The organism is Tomitella gaofuii (genome assembly GCF_014126825.1).
GTDB lineage: Bacteria > Actinomycetota > Actinomycetes > Mycobacteriales > Mycobacteriaceae > Tomitella > Tomitella gaofuii.
This window is the reverse complement of the sequence record NZ_CP059900.1, coordinates 1,218,363-1,232,102: the sequence shown is the minus strand read 5'-3', so window position 1 is coordinate 1,232,102 and position 13,740 is coordinate 1,218,363. Positions and strand designations below refer to the sequence as shown.

The 13,740-nt window shown below is 71.1% G+C and carries 14 protein-coding genes; all 14 read right to left on the bottom strand.

All coding sequences use genetic code 11. The annotated features are described in order from the left end of the window. Nucleotides 1-3: 3 nt before the first annotated feature. The 14 genes from mtrB to H4F70_RS05540 all read right to left on the bottom strand — a co-directional run bounded on the left by mtrB (nt 4) and on the right by H4F70_RS05540 (nt 13,691). Nucleotides 4-1,710 (bottom strand): MtrAB system histidine kinase MtrB, encoded by a 1,707-nt coding sequence (gene mtrB, locus H4F70_RS05600; RefSeq protein ID WP_235681499.1) that lies wholly within the window; start codon nt 1,708-1,710, stop codon nt 4-6. Between the two features lie 38 nt (nt 1,711-1,748). Then, nucleotides 1,749-2,435 (bottom strand): MtrAB system response regulator MtrA, encoded by a 687-nt coding sequence (gene mtrA, locus H4F70_RS05595; protein WP_182346041.1) that lies wholly within the window; start codon nt 2,433-2,435, stop codon nt 1,749-1,751. 112 nt (nt 2,436-2,547) lie between these two features. Continuing rightward, a complete protein-coding gene (locus H4F70_RS20370) occupies nt 2,548-2,811 on the bottom strand; it encodes a hypothetical protein (protein WP_268968356.1) in 264 nt (87 codons plus the stop codon). Nucleotides 2,812-2,890: 79 nt separating this feature from the next. Continuing rightward, nucleotides 2,891-4,354 carry an IS607 family element RNA-guided endonuclease TnpB gene (gene tnpB / locus H4F70_RS05585; RefSeq protein ID WP_182359316.1) on the bottom strand — a complete coding sequence of 488 codons (1,464 nt, stop codon included), beginning with the start codon at nt 4,352-4,354 and terminating at the stop codon, nt 2,891-2,893. Then, entirely contained in the window at nt 4,355-4,942 is a 588-nt protein-coding gene (locus tag H4F70_RS05580) for an IS607 family transposase (protein ID WP_182359315.1), read from the bottom strand. Between the two features lie 53 nt (nt 4,943-4,995). Next, nucleotides 4,996-5,190 carry a hypothetical protein gene (locus H4F70_RS20955; protein WP_338064896.1) on the bottom strand — a complete coding sequence of 65 codons (195 nt, stop codon included), beginning with the start codon at nt 5,188-5,190 and terminating at the stop codon, nt 4,996-4,998. A 33-nt stretch (nt 5,191-5,223) separates the two neighbouring features. Beyond that, nucleotides 5,224-6,036, bottom strand: a complete 813-nt coding sequence (locus tag H4F70_RS05575) for a glycoside hydrolase family 5 protein (protein ID WP_338064895.1) — start codon at nt 6,034-6,036, stop codon at nt 5,224-5,226. 283 nt (nt 6,037-6,319) lie between these two features. After that, entirely contained in the window at nt 6,320-6,976 is a 657-nt protein-coding gene (locus H4F70_RS05570; protein WP_182359314.1) for a dTMP kinase, read from the bottom strand. After that, nucleotides 6,976-8,466 carry an adenosylhomocysteinase gene (gene ahcY, locus H4F70_RS05565; RefSeq protein ID WP_182359313.1) on the bottom strand — a complete coding sequence of 497 codons (1,491 nt, stop codon included), beginning with the start codon at nt 8,464-8,466 and terminating at the stop codon, nt 6,976-6,978. Before ahcY ends, H4F70_RS05570 begins: the two co-directional genes overlap by 1 nt. Before the next feature lie 51 nt (nt 8,467-8,517). Continuing rightward, nucleotides 8,518-9,432, bottom strand: coding sequence for a cation diffusion facilitator family transporter (locus H4F70_RS05560; RefSeq protein ID WP_182359312.1), 915 nt, complete (start codon nt 9,430-9,432; stop codon nt 8,518-8,520). Between the two features lie 23 nt (nt 9,433-9,455). Beyond that, nucleotides 9,456-10,766, bottom strand: a complete 1,311-nt coding sequence (gene manA / locus H4F70_RS05555; RefSeq protein ID WP_182359311.1) for a mannose-6-phosphate isomerase, class I — start codon at nt 10,764-10,766, stop codon at nt 9,456-9,458. Next, nucleotides 10,766-11,965 carry a tobH protein gene (locus H4F70_RS05550; protein ID WP_182359310.1) on the bottom strand — a complete coding sequence of 400 codons (1,200 nt, stop codon included), beginning with the start codon at nt 11,963-11,965 and terminating at the stop codon, nt 10,766-10,768. The genes manA and H4F70_RS05550 overlap by 1 nt, the downstream gene beginning before the upstream one ends. Next, nucleotides 11,962-12,198 carry a Trm112 family protein gene (locus tag H4F70_RS05545; RefSeq protein WP_182346048.1) on the bottom strand — a complete coding sequence of 79 codons (237 nt, stop codon included), beginning with the start codon at nt 12,196-12,198 and terminating at the stop codon, nt 11,962-11,964. Before H4F70_RS05545 ends, H4F70_RS05550 begins: the two co-directional genes overlap by 4 nt. Nucleotides 12,199-12,314: 116 nt before the next feature. Further along, a complete protein-coding gene (locus tag H4F70_RS05540; RefSeq protein WP_182359309.1) occupies nt 12,315-13,691 on the bottom strand; it encodes a phosphomannomutase/phosphoglucomutase in 1,377 nt (458 codons plus the stop codon). Nucleotides 13,692-13,740 lie beyond the last annotated feature (49 nt).

Below are 13,740 nucleotides of genomic sequence, written 5' to 3'. Positions count from 1 at the left end.
TCATCACCGTGCCTCGCTTCCGCTCGCGTCGATGACGACACCCTCCTCGTTCGCGCCGCCGGTGTCAGCGCCGCCGGTGTCAGCGCCGCCGGCGACCGGGGCGTCGGCGCCGGCCCCCTCGGCGGCCGCCGCCTCGAGCGCCGGCGTGGAGGCCTGCACGCGCAGCGGCAGCGGGTAGGAGACGACGCCGGAGCCGCGCACCCGCGGCAGCGTCAGCCGGAAGACGGCGCCCTTGCCGGGCGCCCCCGCCGCCTCCAGCTTGCCGTTGTGCAGCCGCGCGTCCTCCATGCTGATGGCGAGTCCCAGGCCGGTGCCGCCCGAGCGCCGTACGCGCGACGGGTCCGCCCGCCAGAAACGGTTGAACACGAGCTTCTCCTCGCCGGGGCGCAGCCCCAGACCCGCATCGGCGACCACGACGGCCACGGTGTCGTCGTCCGCACGCATACGCAGCGCCACCGGCTTGCCCTCCCCGTGGTCGAGCGCGTTGGCCAGCAGGTTCCGCAGGATCCTTTCGACCCGGCGGGGGTCGACCTCCGCGACGACGGCATCGGCGGGAAGGTCCACCACGAGGGTGCTGCCGGACTCGGCGGCGAGGTGCTCGACGGTTTCGAGCGCAGCGCGCGCGCACGCCCGCAGGTCGAGTTTTTCGGCGGCGAGCTCGGCGACGCCGGCGTCGTGCCGGCTGATCTCCAGCAGGTCGCCCAGCAGCGCCTCGAAGCGGTCGAGCTCCGCGGTGAGCAGTTCCGCCGAGCGCCGCAGCACCGGCTCGAGCTCGTCGCTGTTGTCGTGGATCAGGTCCGCTGCCATGCGGACGGTCGTCAGCGGGGTGCGCAGCTCGTGGCTGACGTCCGAGGTGAACCGCTTCTGCAGGTTGCCGTACTCCTCGAGCTGGGTGATCTGCCGCGACAGGTTCTCCGCCATGTCGTTGAACGACACCGCCAGGCGGGCGATGTCGTCCTCGCCGTGCACGGGCATGCGTTCCTTGAGCCGCCCGTCGGCGAACCGCTCGGCGATGCGCGAGGCGTACCGCACGGGCAGCACCACCTGCCGCGCCACCAGCAGCGAGATGGCCGCCAACAGCCCCAACAGCACCAGGCCGCCGGTGAGCAGAATGCCCTGCACCAGCGACAGGCTGCGCTCCTCCGCCGTGAGCGGGAAGATCATGTAGAGCTCGATCGGCGAGATGTCCGAGCCGGCGGGCGTCCCCATCACCAGCGCCGGTCCGACGCCGGAGCCGTCCGGCACCGTCGTGTACTGGTAGCTCACCTTGCCGGCGCGGACGAACCCGCGCAGCGAGTCCGGCACTTCGTTGACCGGACCCGCCGACGTCTCCTTGCGCGGGCCGGCCCCGGGCACGATGAGCACCGGCTCGAAGGCGCCTGCGTTGTTGCCGGCCTGGCCGTCTGTCGTCGGGTCCGTCAGGGCCGATTTGACCTCCTCCAGCCGGCTCTCGAGCGAGCTGGACGGGTCCGAGTTCTCGAGCATCCGGTCGACGGTGCCGCGCGCGCGGTCGATCTCCTCGGACGCCGCGTCGACCTTGGCCTCGAGCATCCTGTTGGTGATCTGGCTGCTCAGCACGAAGCCGAGGATGAGGATGACCATCAGAGACAGCGCCAGCGTGGAGACGACCACGCGCAGCTGCAGCGACCGCCGCCAGCTGCGCGACAGGCCGCGGCCTAGCCGGTGCAGCGTGTGCGCCACCGCGAGCACGGCGCCGCGCAGGCGGTGCCGCGTCCCGGGGGAACCGATCACGGAGGTCCGGCCTTGTAGCCGACGCCGCGGACGGTGAGCACCACCTCGGGGTTGTCCGGGTCGCGCTCGATCTTGGCACGCAGCCGCTGCACGTGCACGTTGACCAGCCGCGTGTCCGCAGCGTGCCGGTAGCCCCACACCTGTTCGAGAAGCACCTCGCGGGTGAACACCTGGCGGGGCTTGCGCGCGAGGGCGACGAGCAGGTCGAACTCGAGCGGCGTGAGGTTGACGCGTTGACCGTCGCGGGTGGCCTTGTGGGCGGGGACGTCGATCTCCACCTCGCCGATGGAGAGGATCTCCGCCGGCTCGTCCTCGATCCGGCGCAGGCGCGCCCGCACCCGGGCGATGAGCTCCTTGGGCTTGAAGGGCTTGACGATGTAGTCGTCCGCGCCGGATTCCAGGCCGAGGACCACGTCGACCGTGTCGGTCTTGGCGGTGAGCATGACCACGGGCACGGTGGATTCCGCGCGGATCGCCCGACACACGTCGATGCCGTTCATCCCGGGCAGCATGAGGTCGAGCAGGACGAGGTCCGGGCGGAACTGACGCATCTGCGGCAGCGCTTCCATCCCGTCGCCGACGACGCAAGGCTCGAAGCCCTCCGCCTCGAGCACGATCGTCAGCATCTCCGCCAGGGCGGCATCGTCGTCGACTACCAGAATCCGCTGCTTCATGTTCCCCATCGTGGCATCCCAGACCGCCGACGCCACCCAAGGCGGCGCGGCGGTTCGCACGGCACTCGCGCGGACAGTCTAGCCGGTGACCGATGGAACGCCCGGGCCGGTCGGCCGCTGATCAGTCACCTTCCGGGACGACGGTCACCGAGACCGTCTCCGTCCCGCCGGGGGCCTGAACGGTGAGCAGCCGACTCACCCGGTCCCACCGCACCACGGTGGCCCCGGTGACATCGACGTCACCGGGGAACTCGTCAGAGGGGAGGTAGATCTCGGTCGGGGCCGTGACGGCGGGGTCGGGGTGGAACGTCACTTCAAGACGGCGCGGCCCGGTCGACCATGCGACGGGAGTGCCGGCCACGGCACGCGGGTACGCCCTGTCCATCGCGTCGACGAGCAGTGTGGGGGAACCATCGGGGAGATATGGCCGTTGCCTTTTGGTGAGCGAATGTGTGCATGCTCGTTCATGAGGCAGCCTCGCCTTGCGGTGAGGCGGTCCCCGTCTTACCCGACGGCTGCCGGGGCGGGGTTGACGCTTCATGGCCTGCTGCGTTGGCCGCTTGCGCGGCCGCGGACTCCTGCATGGCTCCACGTCCTGCCACCGGGCCACTCCCGGCGGGACTCTGTTCACCCCACGAACGGGTTTCGCCGAGTCGGGCGAGGTTGATCGCGGCGTTCAGGTCACGGTCGACCTGCAGGCCGCAGTGATCACACACGTAGGTGCGCTCGGCCAGCGTCAGGTTTGGCTTTCGCCCACCGCAGCCCGAGCACGTCTTCGACGACGGAAAGTATCGGCCGGCCTCGACCAGGGTCGAGCCGTACCAGCGGGTTTTGTAGCCGAGCATCCGGCGGACCTCGGCGAGGGAAGCGTCCGCCAGGGCCCGGTTCAGGCCCTTCTTCCGGCTTCCTCCCGCACTGCGCATGCCGGCCGCGTTGAGCGTCTCCACGACGATCACCCGATGCTGCTGAGCGAGGGCGGTGGTGGCCTTGTGCAGCACGTCGCGGCGCACGGCGGCAGCGCGGGCATGGGTCGTGTTGATCCGGGCCTGGGTCCGGGCCCACCGCTTCGACGGTTGCCGTCTGGTCTTCGTGGCCGGGTCGTAGGGGCCCTGCTGGCGTGCTGCCCGGCGCTGCAGCGCACGGCGCTTGGCCTGAGTTCGTGCGTACGCTTTCGGTGCCGGCACCCGGCTGGCCTCGCTCCCACCTGGGGTGGCGATCACCAGTAGCGAGTCGGCCTTCACGCCGACATCGACACCCACCACCGGCGCGCCGGCTCTGACGTGTCCGGGCACGGCGATAGTGCGCTGCACGAGGACCTGGAACGCGCAGTGCCACCGCCCCGTCGAGTCCTCGGACGCGGTGGCCGACAGGATACGGGCGGTACCCGCCTCGATGCGGCGGGCCAGTTTCCGGGTCGACTCGTGCGTTCTGATGCGCCCGAGCCTGGGGAGGGTGACGTGGTGGCGGTCCGGCTCGACCCGGATGGTGCCGGTGGTGAAACGTATCGACCGGCGCGACCGGGCGGTCTTGAACTTCGGGAACCCGACCGCTCTGCCTGCCCGCTCACCGTTGCGGGACTTCGCCCACGCGTCCAGGCCACGGGCCAGGCCGTCGAGACCGGTGTTGTACGCCTCCTTCGAGTTCTCGGCCCACCACGGCGCGGCCTTGTGTTTACGGGCGTTCCACTGCTTACGCAGCCCGGCGAGCGACCGGCTGAGCGACGGCGTCAGATCCGCGTCGGCGATCCCGTACGAGCGTTCCGCGGCCCGCTGATCCATGACCGCCTTCACTACGGCCAACATCGTGTTGTGCGCCTTGCGCGCCCCGCCCGCGTGCGACCGCAGCGCCCGCACCTGGGCAGGAGTCGGGTCGAGCGCGAACCGGTATGCCTGCACCGCCTCGCCGTCAGGAATCTCGAACCCGGCCATTCAGCGGTCCGCCCCGGGCGGGTCGTCATGCTTGGTGGCGGTGACCGCGCGCATCGCCCGGTTCCGGGCGCCGCGGCGCCCGTACAGGCGGGCGCACATCGCGGTCAGCACCTCGATCATGTCGCGGACCAGATCGTCGTCGGACCCGCCGTCGTCGGTCACCACGATGCGCCGGCCCTGCGCCGACAGGGCCGGTTCGAGGTGTTCGACCCCGAACCGGGCCAGCCGATCACGATGCTCCACGACAAGCACCGTCGCAGACGGGTCCGACAAGATCCGCCGGATCTTCGGGCGTTTCCCGTTCAGCCCGGACCCGACCTCGGTGACCACCTCGCCCACCGTGTGGCCGTTCACCGTGGCCCACTCGGTGAGCCGGGCGACCTGCCTGTCCAGGTCGGCACGCTGATCGTGCGAGGACACCCGCGCGTACACCACCACCCGACCATCAGGCCGGGTATCGGCCACGTCGACCCAGATCGTGCCCGAATCCAGACGGCGCGCGGGCACCGGCATCCGGTCCTCCCGGAACCACCGGTACGCCGTCTGCGGATGCACACCCTGCGCACGCGCCCACTGAGCCAACTTCACATGCTCTGTAAAACACACATTCGGTCACGTTTGCTCACGAAACACTGAACAGTTCAGAACCCCCACGTTCCGGGGTCACTGGACCAGTAGGCGACGCCCGCACCGATCTCGCGGGCCGCCGCGTAGACACGGTCGATGTACTCGCGCGCACCCGGCGTGGTGGTGTCCAGGCCGAACTCGCCGAGGATTATCGGCACGTCGCCGAGCTCCTCGGCGGTCCGCACCGTGTCCGCCTGCCACGTTTCCACCGTCGCATCGGTGAGCGTCCGCGCAACACCCTCCTACCCGCTCCCCAGTTCCGAGGCGAGCGGATACAGATGCGGGCAGTATGCGATGCGCGGGTGACCGTCCCGGGGGTCTTCAATCGGCGTGAGGCCGCTGGGCAACCCCTGATTGACACCGATCGCCTGCGGCGCCAGACACACCCAGCTGTCCTGGTCGACCTCGCGGATGGCGTCGGTGACGCGCTGATACAGCGACGCAAGCGGGCCCGCTTCGAACGCCGGGCCCTGCACCGACCCGCCGAACGGCTCGTTCATCAGGTCATATGCGATCACTGCGTCGTTGTCCTCGAAGCGCTCCGCCACAGCCTGCCACGCCAACGCGTAATGCTCGGCGAGTTCGGGATGCCGACCCGTCGTGTTCCAGAAGTTGTCGTATGCGCGGATCACGCCCGGGTTGAGGTACAGCAGTTCCCAGCGGGGCATGTCCAGCACAGGCAACCCGTCGGTGTATGTGGCCCACGCCGGCGCGCCGTTCCCGAGGGCGCCGGCACCGTTGCCGCCGGCGCCGTGCGAGTCGATCGCGCCCGAATACACATCCTGGTGCATGTCCAGCATCACCTTGTACCCGCGCTCCGCATACCAGCCGACCCGCTCCTCGACCAGGTCGAGATAGTCCTGGCTGTACCGGCCGGGCTCCGGTTCCACCGAACGCCATGAGATCAGGAACCGGACGAAGTTCGTCCCCATCTCGGCGTGCTCACGCTCCAGGTCGGCCTCGGTGAAGTCCGGCATCCCGTCGGGGGCGCTCTTGGCGCTGGATGCCGTGTTGAACCCGCGGAGGATCAATGACCGGCCGGCGTCGTCGGTCATGTACGAGGAGTACTCGATTGCGCCGGGAACGCCCGAAGGTGCGCTTCCGTCCGCGGGCAGCGGGTCAGCCCCTGCAGTGGCCGCACCCGCTCCTAGAACGAATGCAGCGAGCGCGATCATGAATGCGAGTGCACGGAGGGACACCATCAACACCTCTTGTCAGACGCTTGGTCTACAAGAATGTCGTAGTCCGAACCCTATCGATGCGAAATCGGGGAATACGCGCCGATCGGTGTGGATCCGCGCACCCCGGCCCGGACGCGATGACGCACCCGGCCGCACGTCACCCCGCGTGGGCGATACGCTCCGCCAGCGCGTCGACCGCGTCCGCCGACCCCGCCGCATCCGGCGGCACCGACTCCCACTGCGACACCCAGGCGGCGTCGGCGAGCGCCTCGTAAGCAGCCGCCACCCGGGCCTGCAGGGAGTCGTCGCGCTCGTAGGCATCCCGGGACCGCGACGGATCCTGCGCCTCGCGCTGGGCGGCGCGCTCGCGCGCCAGCCCCACCGGCACGTCGAGCAACAGCTGCGCGTCCGGAACCGGCAGGCCGAACCGGCCGAACTCCAGACCGCGCACCCACTCGGTGAACGGACCCCCGCAGCCCTCGCGCAGCCGCGCCGCCCCGTACGCCGCGTTGGAGGCGACGTAGCGGTCCAGCAGCACCACGTCGTGCCCGGCGATCATCCCGGCCAGGTCATCGCCTGCGTCGCGCCGGTCCAGCGCCCACATCAGCGCCATGCCGTAGACGGAGTCGACCAGGTCGCCGTGCCCCCCGTGCAGCGCCTCGGCGCCCAGGTCGGCGTGCACCGACGCGCCGTAGCGGGGGAACGCGGCGGTAGCGACGGTCAGCCCCGCCCGGCGCCAGGCGTCGACGAGGCGGCCGGTGAGCGTGCGCTTGCCCGCCCCGTCGATGCCCTCCACCGCGATGAGCACGCCCATCAGTAGCGGTAGTGCTCCGGCTTGTACGGCCCCTCCACGTCCACGCCGATGTACTCCGCCTGGTCCTTCGTCAGCTTGGTGATGGACCCGCCGAGCGCTTCGACGTGCACCCGGGCGACCTTCTCGTCGAGGTGCTTGGGCAGTCGGTAGACCTCGTTGTCGTACTCGTCCGGCTTGGTGAACAGCTCGATCTGCGCGATCGTCTGGTTGGCGAACGAGTTGGACATCACGAACGACGGGTGCCCGGTGGCGTTGCCCAGGTTGAGCAGGCGCCCCTCCGACAGGACGATGATGCTGTGCCCGTCGGCGAAGCGGAACTCGTCGACCTGCGGCTTGATGTTGATGCGGGTGACGTCCCCGGCCCGCTCGAGGCCCGCCATGTCGATTTCGTTGTCGAAGTGGCCGATGTTGCCCAGGATCGCCTGGTGCTTCATCTTCTTCATCTGCTCGAAGCCGATGATGTCCTTGTTGCCGGTGGCCGTGATGACGATGTCGGACTCACCGATGAACTCGTCGACGGTGCGCACGTCGAACCCGTCCATGAGCGCCTGCAGCGCGCAGATCGGGTCGGCTTCGGTGACGGAGACGCGCGCGCCCTGCCCCTTGAGCGCCTCGGCGCAGCCCTTGCCCACGTCGCCGTAACCGCACACCAGCGCCGTCTTGCCGCCGATGAGGACGTCGGTGCCGCGGTTGATGCCGTCGAGCAGCGAGTGCCGGGTGCCGTACTTGTTGTCGAACTTGCTCTTGGTGACCGAGTCGTTGACGTTGATGGCGGGGAACGCCAGCTCGCCCGCCGCGGCGAACTGGTAGAGCCGCAACACGCCCGTGGTGGTCTCTTCCGTGACGCCCTGGACCGATTCCGCGATCGTCGTCCACTTGCCGGGATCCGCGGCCAGCGAGGCGCGCAGCAGCGACAGGAACACTTTGTACTCGTCGCTGTCGTGCTCCTCGTCGACGGGCGGCACCACGCCGGCCTTCTCGCACTGTGCGCCCTTGAGCACGAGCATCGTGGCGTCGCCGCCGTCGTCCAGGATCATGTTCGCCGGCGCAGGTTTCCCATCGACCTCCGGCCAGGTGAGCATCTGCTCGGCCGCCCACCAGTACTCCTCGAGCGTCTCGCCCTTCCACGCGAACACGGGGACGCCCCGCGGCTCCTCGGGCGTGCCGTGCGGACCCACCACCACGGCGGCGGCGGCGTGGTCCTGGGTGGAGAAGATGTTGCACGACGCCCAGCGGACCTCCGCGCCGAGGCTCGTCAGCGTCTCGATGAGCACCGCCGTCTGGATGGTCATGTGCAGCGAGCCGGAGATGCGCGCGCCCTTGAGCGGCGCCACGTCGGCGTACTCGCGCCGCAGCGCCATCAGCCCCGGCATCTCGTGCTCGGCCAGCCGGATCTCGCGGCGCCCGAACTCCGCCAGCGACAGGTCCGCCACCGCGAAGTCGATTCCGCCCAGCGTCTGCACGGTCGGCCTGGTCTGTGCGCTCGTCATGTACCTCTCCTCGTCACGTCCGGTCGGTCCGCCCGTGGACCGTCTGCCAGGCTAGCGGTCCGTGCTTCCGGCGCCGCGCGCCCGGTCCAGGTCCGGCTCGATGTAGATGAGACGCGCCACCGGCACGGCCTCGCGGATCCGCGCCTCGGCCGCGTCCACCTGCGCCGCCACCTCGTCGAGGGGCGTGCCGGCGGGCAGCGCGATCTTGGCGGCCACCAGCAACTCGTCCGGGCTCAGGTACTGGGTGCGCAGGTGGATCACCCGCTCGGCAAGTCCTTCGTCCAGCGCGGCCATGATCCGCCTCTCCTGCTCCTCTGTGGCGGCCTCGCCGATGAGCAGCGACTTCATCTCCACGATGAGCACGATCGCGATGGCGCCGAGCAGACAGCCGATGAGCACCGTGCCCACGCCGTCCCACACCGCGTCGCCGGTGGCCATGGTGAGCCCCACGCCCGCCAGCGCCAGCACCAGGCCCATCAGCGCCCCGGAGTCCTCCAGCAGCACCACCGGCAGCTCCGGGTTCCTGCTGCTGCGGATGAATCCCCACCAGCTTTGCCGGCCCTTGAGCGCCTTCGACTCGCCGCGGGCGGTGTGGAAGCTGTAGCCCTCGAGCGCGATGGCGACGAGCAGGATCGCGATGGCGACGAACGGGCTGCTGAGCTCCTCCGGATGCCGGATCTTCCCGATGCCCTCGTAGACCGCGAACACCGAACCCATGCTGAACAGCACGAGCGCCACGACGAACGCGTAGAAGTAGCGGTTGCGGCCGTAGCCGAACTGGTGCAGACGGTCCGGCCGCTTCGACGCCTGCTTGCGGCCCACCAACAGCAGAGCCTGGTTCGCCGTGTCGGCCACCGAGTGCACGCCTTCCGCGAGCATCGACGACGACCCTGTGACGGCGAAGCCGACGAACTTGCCCACCGCGATGCCCAGGTTGGCCGACAAGGCCGCGAGTATCGTCCTCATGCCCTCCTGTCCATGGCCGGAGCTCACGCGGATCCCACCCGCGCCCGGAAGATCTGCGCCCGCGGGCCGTCGCCGGCGGCCCCGCCCCCCTGTTCCCGCCCGCGGCCCCGCGGCACCGCGGTCAGCGTGACCGGCCCGGACGACGCCGGCACCCACAACGCCTGGGTCGCATGAATCGTGGTGTCCACAGCATCACAGTGTGCCCTGACGGCGCCCTCCGTGCAGAGCAATATCTCCGGCCCGGCACCCGACAGTTCCACGCAGCCGCCGCGCAGGTCGATGCTGCTCAGGCTGAACTCCGGGGTGTCCGACGGGTAACGGCGCTCGCGGGCCCCGGCGGCGACGCCCTCCGTGGGGGTGGCGGGGACCGAGTGGAAGTCGAGCACGCGCAACAGCTCGGGGACGTCGACATGCTTGGGCGTGAGCCCGCCGCGCAGCACGTTGTCGGAGTTCGCCATGATCTCCACGCCGACGCCGTGCAGGTAGGCGTGCAGGTTGCCGGCCGGCAGATACAGCGCCTCACCGGGCTCCAGCGTCACCCGGTTCAGCAGCATCGACGACAGCACGCCCACGTCGCCGGGGTAGGCCTCGCCGATCTGCAGCGTGGAGCGGGCCTCCGCCGCGAACTCCCCGCCGTTGCCGTGCTCGGCGAGGTAACCGATGCAGCCTTCGAGCACCTTCGGCAGCAGCCGGTGGACCATCGCCTGCGGCATGGTGATCCAGGTGGTGAACAACGCCCGCAGCCCGGACTCGTCCGGTTGCCCGCGCAGCAGGCCCAGGTGCGGGTCGAGTTCCGGCACGCCGATGGCGCCCAGCAGTTCGACGGTGCGTACCGGGTCGCGGAACCCGGCGAGCGCGTCGAACCGTTCGAGTGCGACGACCACCTCGGGTTTGTGGTTGCGGTCCCGATAGTTGCGGATGGGCGAGTCGAGGGGTATCCCCGCGCCCTCCTCACGGTCGAACCCCTCGAGCGCCTGATCCCTGCTGGGGTGCGCCTGCAGCGACAGCGGCTCCTCCGCCGCCAACAGCTTGAGCAGGAACGGCAGCCGCGGACCGAACCGCGCGAGCACCTCGGCGCCGAGCTGCCCCTCGGGATCGGACTCGATCAGGTCCAGTAGCGACCGGCGGCCGTACCCGGCCACTGCATTCCCGGCCACTGCGTCCCCGGCCCCGGCGTTCCCGCCGCCGCGCACGTGTGCGGAATCGGCCGGGTGCGCGCCGAACCACAGCTCCGCCTCAGGGTGCACCGAAGGGCCGGCGTCGCCGCGCAGCCGCGCCAACGCGGTGCGCGACCCCCAGGCGTAGGAGCGCACCACAGCATCGAGTACCAGCACTACCCCGGTTCCCCCTGCAGGCCGCCCCACTCCGCCGCGCCGGAGGCCGCGGCCACGTAGCCGGCCGCCGTCTGCCACCGCACCGCCAGCACCGCGCACTGCGCGATCAACGTCCCCGCCCCCGACGCGAGCAAGGATCCGGCGGGTTCCGGGCCGACCCGAGCGGAGTCGGCCCCAACGTCCGTGTCCGGATCGGAGTACGGGCGGTCGCCGGCGGCCGCCAGCAGCAACTCCCCGTCCGGCACCGCCGCCATGCGGCGCCGCACCGCGGGCTCGTCGCCGCCGGCCGCGAAGACGAACACCCGGCGCGGGGCCGGGGCCGGCCCGTCGATCTGTTCGTCGTGGAAGATCGGGTCGACCGCGGGGCCGCCGGCGCGGCCCGCGACCGGCGGCGCCCCCAGCACGTCGACCAGTCCCGCCGCCGCGGCGGCGGCGCCCGCGGTGGACAGCAGGTCACTCGATGCGCAGCGCGCCAAGGCCGTGGTGACGGCGTCGTCGCCGGCGAACACCACGTCGTGACCGAGCATCGCGTCCGCCAGCGCTTTGGCCGGATTGCGGAATGCCTCGCGCCCGGGTCCGTCGGACAGCGCCTCGCCGTCGAGCCGGTCCGCGAGGGCCGTCAGTCCCGCCGCCACGTCCCGCGTCCCCAGCCACCGCGCGCACCGCTCGGGCCGCGCGGTGGCCAGAACGGCCAGGGCGACAGTGAGGTGGTGCAGGAACCGGTGGGCGATGAGCACCGGGACCCGCGGGGGCACCGTCAGCGCCCGCGTGCCCGCAGCCGCGCCGACGGGCCCCTCCGCAGGCACGGTGACGACCGTGTCCGCGCCGCGCCGCAGTGCCTCCCCCACCGCGCCGCTCAGCGCAGGGTCTCCGGCGTCGTCGCCGAGCACGACCACCAGGTCCAGGGAACCGACCCACTCCGGCAATGCCGCCGCACCCACCACGGGGACGTCGAGGTCCGGTCCGAGCGCGGCGGCGGCCACGTCGGCAGCGGCCGCGCCGCCGCCGCGGCGTGCCACGAGCACCACCGCACGCGGGCGTAGACCCGTGATCGGGGCGAGCACGTCTTCCACCACCGCCGTCGCCACCGCGCGGACCTGCGCGCCCCCGGACGCCGCCGACCGCAGGATCCCCCGGTGGTCGCCGCGGATCAACTGCTCGGCGTCGTCGAGGTCGAACCCGGACGCCGGAGCGATCACGTCGGCAGTTCCCCGTTCTCCGTCGCCCGTCCCGCCGCACCGTCGCCCGGCAACACCGCCTCGTCGAGCAGCATCACCGGGATGCCGTCGACCACCGGGTACATCCGGCCGCACACGGTGCAGGCGAGCACGTCCGCGTCGGGGTCCTGCGGCGTCCCCGCGCGCAGCGCTCCGTGGTCGGGCGCCGGGCAGGCCAGCACCTCTGCGAGCACGGGATCGAGCTCCACCGCCATCTCGAATGTTCCTTCCGCAATCAGTTCCGGGCACCGGGGACCGCCGGATGCGTCCCCGGCCGACCACCGTCGCACACCTGTCAGTCTTGCCGATCCGCCGCGGGCGCGCAGCGGTCTCAGGCGCCCCGCACCACGGCGAGCACCTCCGCGGCGAGCGCGTCCACCTCGTCCTGCGTTGCCGCCTCGGCGTTGAGCCGCAGCAGCGGCTCGGTGTTGGAGGCCCGCAGGTTGAACCACGCGCCGCCCTCCAGGTCCACGGTGACCCCGTCCATCTCGTCCACCGACTCCGTCCGGTCGGCGAACGCCGCCACCACCGCTTCGGTGCGCCCGGCCGCATCGTCCACCGTCGAGTTGATCTCGCCGGAGGCCGCGTACCGGGTGTAGGAGGCCATGAGCTCCGACAGCGGGCGATCCTGCTCGCCCAGGGCGGCGAGCACGTGCATCGCGGCGAGCATGCCGGAATCGGCGTTCCAGAAGTCGCGGAAATAGTAGTGGGCCGAGTGCTCACCGCCGAACACCGCACCGGTCTCGGCCATCGTCGATTTGATGAACGAGTGGCCGACGCGGGTGCGCACCGGGGTGCCGCCGAGCTCGCGGACCAGCTCCGGCACCGCTCGCGAGGTGATGAGGTTGTGGATGATGGTGGCCCCCGGCGCTTTCGCCAGCTCGCGTTCGGCCACCAGAGCCGTCACCGCCGACGGTGCCACCGGCCGGCCCCGCTCGTCGACGACGAAGCAACGGTCCGCGTCCCCGTCGAACGCCAGGCCCACGTCCGCACCTGCTTCGACGACGCGCTCCTGCAGGTCGACGATGTTCTTCGGGTCGAGCGGGTTCGCCTCGTGATACGGGAAATCGCCGTCGAGCTCGAAGTAGAGCGGGTCGATCGTGAGCGGCAGCCCCCCGCCGCCGAGCACCGCCGGCACCGTGTGGCCGCCCATTCCGCTGCCCGCGTCCACCGAGACGGTGAGTGGGCGGATGGCGCTGAGGTCCACGAGACCGCGCAGGAACTCCGCATAGCCTCCGAGCACGTCCCGCCGCGACGACCCGCCGGGCCGTCCGTCCCAGGACGGGACGCCGGCGATCACCGCATCGGCGATCACCGCCAGTCCCGAGTCCTGCCCGACCGGGCGCGCACCCGCGCGACACATCTTGATGCCGTTGTAACGGGCAGGGTTGTGGCTTGCGGTGAACATCGCGCCCGGACACGACGCCGCGCCGGAGGCGTAGTACAGCTCGTCGGTGGACGTCAGACCCAGTGCGACGACGTCGAGCCCCTGTGCCCGCACGCCCTCGCCGAAGGCGGCGGCGAGCGCCGGCGAGGACTCGCGCATGTCGTGGCCGACGACGACGGCGTCGGCGCCCTCCGCGCGCATCAGCGCCGCGAACGCGGCGCCGACGTCGCGGACGAAGCCCTCGTCGAGCTGCTCGCCCACGAGACCCCGCACGTCGTACGCCTTGATCACGGCGTGCACTGACGTAGCCGATCGCACCACTGACCCAAGCCTTTCGAAAACTCGTCGTTGAAGGCGCTGCACTCACCCG

Coding starts and splice junctions, on each gene's coding strand:
- H4F70_RS05560 (WP_182359312.1), bottom strand. CDS start 9,432: ATGAGGACGATACTCGCGGCCTTGTCGGCCAACCTGGGCATCGCGGTG.
- ahcY (WP_182359313.1), bottom strand. CDS start 8,466: ATGACGAGCGCACAGACCAGGCCGACCGTGCAGACGCTGGGCGGAATC.
- H4F70_RS20370 (WP_268968356.1), bottom strand. CDS start 2,811: ATGGACAGGGCGTACCCGCGTGCCGTGGCCGGCACTCCCGTCGCATGG.
- mtrA (WP_182346041.1), bottom strand. CDS start 2,435: ATGGGGAACATGAAGCAGCGGATTCTGGTAGTCGACGACGATGCCGCC.
- H4F70_RS05570 (WP_182359314.1), bottom strand. CDS start 6,976: ATGGGCGTGCTCATCGCGGTGGAGGGCATCGACGGGGCGGGCAAGCGC.
- H4F70_RS05575 (WP_338064895.1), bottom strand. CDS start 6,036: ATGACCGACGACGCCGGCCGGTCATTGATCCTCCGCGGGTTCAACACG.
- tnpB (WP_182359316.1), bottom strand. CDS start 4,354: ATGGCCGGGTTCGAGATTCCTGACGGCGAGGCGGTGCAGGCATACCGG.
- H4F70_RS05545 (WP_182346048.1), bottom strand. CDS start 12,198: ATGGCGGTGGAGCTCGATCCCGTGCTCGCAGAGGTGCTGGCCTGCCCG.